Below are 7,680 nucleotides of genomic sequence, written 5' to 3'. Positions count from 1 at the left end.
TTTGGGCTTCTTTTTGGTCGAGGACGGATCGAGGACCGACCCTGGTCGAACAGCTGTCGGACCTGGGCCCAACACTGTTCCGACCCGTTCGGGACCGGGGCCCGCCCCCCTGGTCCGGGGGTGCGCCCCCACGCGTTTGCGGACTCGGCTTTTGCACTGAGTACCGCTACCGGTACGGTCGGTCCCGCCGGGTCGAGACCGCCCGGCGGGCGCACCCCGCGCGCGGCGCGGCACACCGGAAGGGTCAGCGATGGCGATCGCCAAGGCAGAGCGGCTGATGAATCTCGCCCTGTGCCTGATGAACACCAGACGTCCGCTCTCCAAGAAGGAGCTGCGGGAGTCCATCGAGGCCTACCGCGAAGCCTGGCAGAACAGCAGCGAGGACGCCTTCAACCGGATGTTCGAGCGGGACAAGGACGACCTGCGCGAACTCGGACTCGTCATCGACGTCGACGAGAACGCCCTCGACGGCGAACTCGGCTACCTCGCCCGCGCCGACCGCAACCGCCTGCCGGAGATCGCCCTCGACGCCGAGGAAGCCGCCGCGCTCACCCTCGCCGCCCGGGTCTGGCAGCAGGCCAAGATGTCCGGCGCGGCCAGCGGGGCCCTCCAGAAGCTGCGCGCCGCCGGCGTGCCGTTCAGCGAGACCGAGGGCCGCACCGCACTCGAACCGCGCATCCCCGCGCGCGAGAGCGCCTTCGAACCGCTGCTCACCGCCGCCCGCGACCGCCGCCCGGTCACCTTCGAGTACCGCAAGGCCGGCGCCGCCGCCGTCGAGCAGCGCACCGTCGAGCCCTGGGCGCTGGAGTGCTGGCGCGGCCACTGGTACCTGGCCGGCTGGGACCGGGACCGCAGCGACGCCCGCGTCTTCCGGCTCAGCCGGATCACCGGCAAGGTCCGCGCCCGCTCCGGCGCCTTCCTCGGCACCGTCCCCGAGCACGTCGACGTCCGCGCCACCGTCGCCAAGTTCGCCGGCGAGGGCGCCACCGCCACCGCCGTGGTGCGGGTCCGCCGCGGAGCCGGCTTCCCGCTGCGCACCAAGGCGCTGAGCACCCGGCCGTCCGACGAGACCTGGGACGAGCTGGAGATCCCGTACGGCAACGGGCTCGGCGCCGACCTGGCGGAGTTCGGGCCGGACGTGCTGGTGCTCGGCCCGGAGGAACTGCGCGCGGACGTGATCGAGCGGCTGCGCGCGGTCGCCGGGGCCGGTGCTGTCGACGGTATTGAGGGAGTGCGGGCATGAGCAACGCGATCGACCAGACCCGGCGGATGCTCTCGCTGGTCACCTATCTGCGCGAGCGCCCCGGCGCCGAGGTGGCCGAGGTGGCCCGCGCCTTCGGCATCACCGAGCGCGAGCTGATCGGCGACCTCAACGTGCTGCCGATGTGCGGCACCAGCTTCCGCGGCGGCGACCTGCTCGACATCGACACCGACGGCGAGCGGATCTGGTGGCACAACGTCGACGACGTCGCCCAGCCCCTGCGGCTGGCCGCCGACGAGGCGACCGCCCTGCTGGTGGCCGCCCGCGCGGTGGCCGGCCTGCCCGGACTGCGGGCCGGTGACCGGGAGGCGCTCACCCGCGCCGTCGCCAAGATCGAGAACGCGGCCGGGGACAGTGCCGAGGGCAGCGCCCGGGTCGGCGTCACCTTCGAGGCCGAGAGCCACGTCTTCGCCGACATCGACCGCGCCCTCAGCGAGGGCCGGCGGCTCTGGCTGCGCTACTACTCGCACGGGCGCGGCGGCATGACCGAGCGCGAGGTCGACCCGATCCGGCTGCTCACCGAGGGCCACACCTACCTCGAGGCCTGGTGCCGGACCTCCGAGGACCACCGGATGTTCCGGCTCGACCGGGTCGCCGAGATCAAGGTGCTGGACGTCCCCTCCGACCCGCCCCGGCGCGAGCCGCGCGACCTCTCCGGAGGGCTGGTCAACCCGTCCGCCGACGACCCCGAGGTGGTCGTCGAGGTCACCTCCGGCGGGCGCTGGGTCGCCGAGTACTACACCCACGACCACGCCGAGGAGCTGCCCGACGGCGGCCTGCGGATCACCCTGCGCAGCGCCGACCCGTCCCAGCTGCGCCCGCTGGCGCTGCGGCTCGGCCGGGACGGCCGGATCGTCTCGCCGCCGGAGCTCGCCGAGCAGGCGCGGTCGGCGGCGCTCGACGCGCTGGCCGCCTACGAGGAGAAGGCGGTCGGCGGGGAGGGGCTGGTCTGAGCCGTGGAGCCCGGTACCAGATTCAAGGTGTACTGCTCACAGTGCCGGGAGAAGGTGGAGCTGCCCGCCGAGGAGTTCCGCCTGACCCTCGGCCGGACTCCGGCGCAGGCGCACTACAGCTTCGGCTGCCCGCTCTGCGGGGCCTCGGTGCGCAAGGCGGCCGGGGAGAAGATCGTCGCGGCCCTGACGGGCGCCGGGGTGCGGACGATGCGGCTCGTGCCCGTCGAAGGCTGAGCGGCCAGGGCCGAGGGGAGAGTCGGCGGGGCCGACGGGTGGGCCGGCGGCTCCGGGCGGGTGGATAGGGTGGTGGCCATGTCCTGGATGCTCGTCGCCGCCGTCCTGCTCGTCACCGCCGGTCTGCTGGTCCTCGGTGTCCTCGCGATCCGGCTCTGGCTGGACGTCCGGGCGCTGGCCAAGGGGGTGGACGCCGCCTCGCGCGCGCTGGCCGAGGCGGCCGGTGACCTCGCGGCGGCGGTGCCCGGACGCTGAGTGTCCTTCGGCACGTCCGGCCACCCGGGGGTACCGGGGGCTGCTGCGAGCAGGTGCGGGCGGGTTACGCTCTCAGATGGCTCCCGCACGTGGCTCGCATCGTGCGACCGGGGCCGCTGTCCTGTTCGGGCGGCCGTCGTCAGGGCGTCACCCGCAGCGGTTACCATCCCCCGCAGCGGGCGGCCCACCGGTGCCGCCGTGACTGAAGGTGGTCGAGTATGCGGATCTCGGGGACCGCGATCCTGGTGATCGCGGTTTTTGCCATCGTGCTGTTCGGGGCCAAGCGGCTGCCCGATCTGGCGCGCTCGCTCGGCCAGTCGATGAGGATTCTGAAGAGCGAGGCCAAGGCGATGAAGTCGGACGGCGCGGAGGAGGCCGACGAGCCCGCGCCGCAGGCCGCTCCCGCGGTCGGCTCCGCTTCGGGCGCCGGCTCGGCGAAGACCATCCAGGCCGCGCCGGGGGCGTCCGGGACCGCCCGGCCGGTCACCGAGCAGCAGCCGGCACAGCCGGCGGCGGAGGGCGGCGGGCCGCGCTGAGCGGTGCGACCTACGCGAGGCACGCGACGCACGCGACGCACGCGACCACTGGAGGCCCGTCGACCGGCGGGCCTCGACGCACGAGTTGAGGACCGGGGTTGAGCAAGCTCTCCAAGGCGTCGAAGGCGCCCAAGGATCCTGAGGGGCGGATGGCCCTCGCCGACCACCTGCGGGAACTGCGGAACCGCGTGGTCAAGTCGGTCCTGGCGATCGTGCTGTTCACGATCGTCGCGCTGATCTACCACAAGCAGCTCGAGTCGCTTCTGCTGAAGCCGATTCCGCGGTGCGACGAGTCGAACGCCGGGCAGTTCCACGGTCGGTGCGCGAACGTCTCCGCCGTCGGCCTCACCGCGGGCTTCAACTGGATGCTGCAGGTCGCACTGACAGCCGGTGTGGTCGCCGCCGTCCCGGTCTGGCTCTACCAGGTGTGGGCCTTCGTGGCGCCCGGTCTGCACAGGCACGAGCGCAAGTACACGATGATCTTCATGGCCTGCGGCGCACCGCTGTTCCTGGCCGGCGTGGCCTGCGCCTTCCTGGTGATGCCGACCACGGTCGAGGTGCTGATCTCGTTCAACCCGAGCGACACCATCCCGATCCTGCCGCCCAACGACTACTTCGAGATCGCCACCCGGATGGTGCTGGTCTTCGGCCTGGCCTTCGAGTTCCCGCTGCTGCTGGTGATGCTCAACCTGGTCGGCATGGTCACCGGCAAGCGGCTGCTCGGCTGGTGGCGCGGCATGGTGATGGCCATCACCGTGTTCGCCGCCTTCGCCACGCCGAGTGCCGACCCCGTCAGCATGCTGGTGCTGGCCGCGCCGATCTGGGCGCTGTACTTCCTCGCCGTCGGCATCACGCTGTTCAACGACCGGCGCAAGGCCCGCCGCAACCCGGACCTCGCGCTGGACGACGAGGAGGCCTCGCACCTGGACCTCTCGGTGCAGCCGGTGAGCGGGGCCGAGGCCGTGGAGGCGTCGGTCGCCCCGGTGGCCAGTGCGCCGGTGCCGGCCGCCCGCCACGAGCAGATGGACGACATCACGTGACGAGGTGAACCGCGCCTCCTGAGGTGAACCGCCTCGCAGTCCCGGCCCGCCGTTTCCCGGCGGGCCGGGGCTTTTTCCTTGGCCCGGCCGTCCGGCGGGGCGGTCTTGGCAGGCGCGATGGCATGTGACATATTACTGACGTGTCCCAGCCTCAGAGACCTCCCCTGGACGTCGTCGTGGTCGGCGCCGGCGTCGTCGGAGCCGCCTGCGCCTACTACGCCGCCCGTGCCGGGCTCGCCGTCGCCGTGGTCGACCGCGGCCCCGTGGCCGGTGGCACCACCGGCGCCGGCGAGGGCAACCTGCTGGTCTCCGACAAGGAGCCCGGGCCCGAACTCGACCTCGCCCTGCTCTCCACCCGGCTCTGGCAGGACCTCGCCGAGGAGCTCGGCGCGGCCGTCGAGTACGAGCCCAAGGGCGGCCTGGTCGTCGCCGCGACGCCCGCCCGGCAGGACGCCCTGCGCGCCTTCGCCGCCGAGCAGGCGGCGGTCGGCGTCACGGCCGAGGAGATCCCCGGCGAGCGGCTGCACGAGCTCGAACCGCACCTCGCCGCCGGGTTGGCCGGCGGCTTCCACTACCCGCAGGACGCCCAGGTCCAGCCCGCCCTGGCCGCCGCCCACCTGCTGCGCGCCGCCCGCCGCGACGGCGCCGTGCTGTACACCGGCGAGACCGTCCGGGAGGTGACCACCGGGCCCGACGGCGCCGTGCTCGGCGTGGTGACCGACCGGCGGCGGCTCGCGGCCCCCGCGGTGGTCAACGCCGCCGGCACCTGGGGCGGCGAGCTGGCCGCACTGGCCGGGGCGCACCTGCCGGTGCTGCCCCGGCGCGGCTTCGTGCTCGTCACCGAACCGCTGCCGAGGATCGTCCGGCACAAGGTCTACGCCGCCGACTACGTCGCGGACGTGGCCAGCGGCTCGGCCGCGCTGCAGACCTCGGCGGTGGTCGAGGGCACGCCCGGTGGGCCGGTGCTGATCGGCGCCAGCCGGGAGCGGGTCGGCTTCGACCGGACGCTCTCGGTGGAGGTGCTCCAGCGGCTCGCCGCGCAGGCGGCGGCGCTGTTCCCGGTGCTCGCGGACGTCAGTGTGCTGCGCGCCTACCGCGGCTTCCGCCCGTACCTGCCGGACCACCTGCCCGCGATCGGCGCCGACCCGCGGGTGCCCGGGCTCTACCACGCCTGTGGCCACGAGGGCGCTGGCATCGGGCTCGCCCCGGCGACCGGGCTGCTGATCAGCGAGCAGCTCACCGGCAAGCGGCCGGAGCTGGACCTCGCGCCGTTCGGGGCCGGCCGGTTCGGGGCCGACGGCTCTGCGTGATCTTTGCAAAGTGCGAGAAGCGCTTTGCAAAGCGCTCGCACGCCACGGTGCGACCCGACAAGTCGTACCAGCCCACGATCCACGACCGGAACGGAGAACCCCAGTCATGCGCCGAACCCCCGCCGACCTGGTCGGGGCGGTACCCGGCCCCGCCCACACCATCGAGTTCGACGGCCGGGCCGTCCCCGCGCTGCCCGGGCAGACGATCGCGGCCGCACTCTGGGCCGACGGCGTCCTGGCCTGGCGCACCACCCGGGTCGGCGGCCGGCCGCGCGGGGCGTTCTGCGGGATCGGCGTCTGCTTCGACTGCCTGGCCACCGTCGACGGGCGGCCCAACCAGCGCACCTGTCTGGTGCCGGCCGAGCCCGGCACCACCGTCACCACCCAGGAGGGCAACGGCCGTGCCGACCTCGCCGTCTGATTCCTTCGACCGCTCCGGGGTGTACGACCTCGCGGTGATCGGGGCCGGTCCGGCCGGGCTCGCCGCCGCGGTCGCCGCCGCCGACCTCGGGCTGCGCTGCGCCCTCGTCGACGCCGGCCCGCGGACCGGGGGGCAGTACTACCGGCACCCGGCCCCCGGCCTCGGCGCCGCCCGGCCGGACCGGCTGCACCACGGCTGGTCCGTCTACACCGGATGGGCCGACCGGCTCGCCGCGCACCGGGAGGCGGGCCGGGTCGACCACCTGGCCGGCCACCAGGTCTGGGCGCTGGAGCGGGTGGGCGGCGGGGCCGGTGCGTCCGGTGCGGTCGACGGGCGGCAGGGTGTGGCCGGGGCCTCGGCGGCCTCGGGGGCCCCGAGAGGCGAGGAGGACACGGCCTGGGCCGTGCACGCGACCCTCGGGCCCGAGGCCGGCGACCGGGCGACCGTACGGGCCGCCGCCGTGGTGCTCGCCACCGGTGCGTACGAGCGGCAGCTGCCGTTCCCCGGCTGGACGCTGCCCGGGGTGGTCACCGCCGGCGGCGCGCAGGCCATGCTCAAGGCGGGCCTGGTACTGCCCGGCAAGCGGATCGTGGTCGCGGGCAGCGGGCCGCTGCTGCTCGCCGCGGCGTCCTCGCTGGTCACCGCCGGGGCCCGGGTGCCCGCGGTGGTCGAGGCCACCAACTACCTCGGCTACGCCCGGCGCCCCGGCGTCCTGGCCGCCGTCCCGGCCAAGCTGGTCGAGGGAGCCGGCCACGGCGCGGCGATGCTGCGCCACGGCGTCCGGCTGCGCCGTCGCAGTGCCGTCGTCGAGGCGCACGGCACCGACCGGGTCACCGCCGTCACCGTCGCCCGGCTGGACGCCGACTGGCGGCCCGTGCCCGGGAGCGAGCGGCGGATCGCCTGCGACGCGCTCGCGGTCGGCCACGGCCTGCTGCCGCAGATCGAGCTGGCCACCGAGCTGGGTGCCCGGACCCGGACCACCGCCGACGGCGCGGTCGCGCTCGCGGTCGACGCCGAGCTGCGGACCACCGTCCCCGGGCTCTGGGCGGCCGGCGAGACCTGCGGTGTCGGCGGTGCGGATCTGGCGATCGCCGAGGGCGAGATGGCCGCGCACGCGGTGGCCGGTGTTCCGGTCGCCGCCGGCCTGCCGCGCCGCCGCGCCCGGCTGCGGGCCTTCGCCGAACTGATGGCCTCGGCGCACCGGCCGGGCCCGGGCTGGCCGCAGTGGCTGCGCCCGGACACCGACGTGTGCCGCTGCGAGGAGGTCCCGGTGGCCCGGATCAGGGAGGCCGTGGACGAGCTGGGCGCCGGCGACGCGCGGACCGTCAAGCTGCTCACCCGGGCCGGGATGGGCTGGTGCCAGGGCCGGATGTGCGGTCCGGCGGTGGCCTGCCTGGCGGCGGGCCCGGGCCCGGGCCCCGGGTCGGCGGCGGGCTCGGCCTCGGGCTCGGGCTCGGATTCGGCCTCCGGCTCGGCCTCGGGTCCGGTCGAGGTGCGGGCGGACAGCCGTCCGCTGTCCTGCCCGGTGCCGCTCTCGCAGCTCGCGGCGGGTCTGCCCGCCGACGCGCCGCGCGACTGAACCCGCACGGCGGGGACTCTTGTCTCCACCGCGCGCCATCTAATAAAATGTCACACCTCACCAAGGAGTCAGCTGTGTCCCACACCCCGCA

General features: G+C 74.8%; 9 protein-coding genes. All 9 read left to right on the top strand.

All coding sequences use genetic code 11. The features are described from left to right. Positions 1-250 precede the first annotated feature (250 nt). The 9 genes from ACZ6NC_RS13545 (at position 251) to ACZ6NC_RS13505 (ending at position 7,589) form a co-directional block, all read left to right on the top strand. Positions 251-1,243: a helix-turn-helix transcriptional regulator gene (locus ACZ6NC_RS13545; RefSeq protein ID WP_465732117.1), complete on the top strand. Its 993-nt coding sequence runs from the start codon at positions 251-253 to the stop codon at positions 1,241-1,243. Next, positions 1,240-2,214 carry a helix-turn-helix transcriptional regulator gene (locus ACZ6NC_RS13540; RefSeq protein WP_465732115.1) on the top strand — a complete coding sequence of 325 codons (975 nt, stop codon included), beginning with the start codon at positions 1,240-1,242 and terminating at the stop codon, positions 2,212-2,214. The genes ACZ6NC_RS13545 and ACZ6NC_RS13540 overlap by 4 nt, the downstream gene beginning before the upstream one ends. A gap of 27 nt (positions 2,215-2,241) precedes the next feature. After that, positions 2,242-2,448 (top strand): hypothetical protein, encoded by a 207-nt coding sequence (locus ACZ6NC_RS13535; protein WP_465732113.1) that lies wholly within the window; start codon positions 2,242-2,244, stop codon positions 2,446-2,448. A gap of 78 nt (positions 2,449-2,526) precedes the next feature. Further along, on the top strand, positions 2,527-2,703 hold the full coding sequence (locus tag ACZ6NC_RS13530) for a hypothetical protein (protein ID WP_153882874.1): 177 nt from the start codon (positions 2,527-2,529) through the stop codon (positions 2,701-2,703). Between the two features lie 218 nt (positions 2,704-2,921). Further along, a complete protein-coding gene (tatA, locus tag ACZ6NC_RS13525) occupies positions 2,922-3,239 on the top strand; it encodes a Sec-independent protein translocase subunit TatA (RefSeq protein WP_465732111.1) in 318 nt (105 codons plus the stop codon). A 149-nt stretch (positions 3,240-3,388) separates the two neighbouring features. Beyond that, positions 3,389-4,279 (top strand): twin-arginine translocase subunit TatC, encoded by an 891-nt coding sequence (gene tatC, locus ACZ6NC_RS13520; RefSeq protein ID WP_465732137.1) that lies wholly within the window; start codon positions 3,389-3,391, stop codon positions 4,277-4,279. Positions 4,280-4,419: 140 nt separating this feature from the next. Further along, positions 4,420-5,589, top strand: a complete 1,170-nt coding sequence (locus ACZ6NC_RS13515) for an NAD(P)/FAD-dependent oxidoreductase (protein WP_465732109.1) — start codon at positions 4,420-4,422, stop codon at positions 5,587-5,589. A gap of 106 nt (positions 5,590-5,695) precedes the next feature. Continuing rightward, entirely contained in the window at positions 5,696-6,010 is a 315-nt protein-coding gene (locus tag ACZ6NC_RS13510) for a (2Fe-2S)-binding protein (protein ID WP_465732107.1), read from the top strand. Next, positions 5,991-7,589 (top strand): FAD/NAD(P)-dependent oxidoreductase, encoded by a 1,599-nt coding sequence (locus tag ACZ6NC_RS13505; protein WP_465732105.1) that lies wholly within the window; start codon positions 5,991-5,993, stop codon positions 7,587-7,589. Before ACZ6NC_RS13510 ends, ACZ6NC_RS13505 begins: the two co-directional genes overlap by 20 nt. Positions 7,590-7,680: the final 91 nt, after the last annotated feature.

The sequence above is a fragment of the Kitasatospora sp. NPDC041988 genome (assembly GCF_055588525.1).
This window is presented reverse-complemented; position numbering and strand designations above follow the sequence as displayed.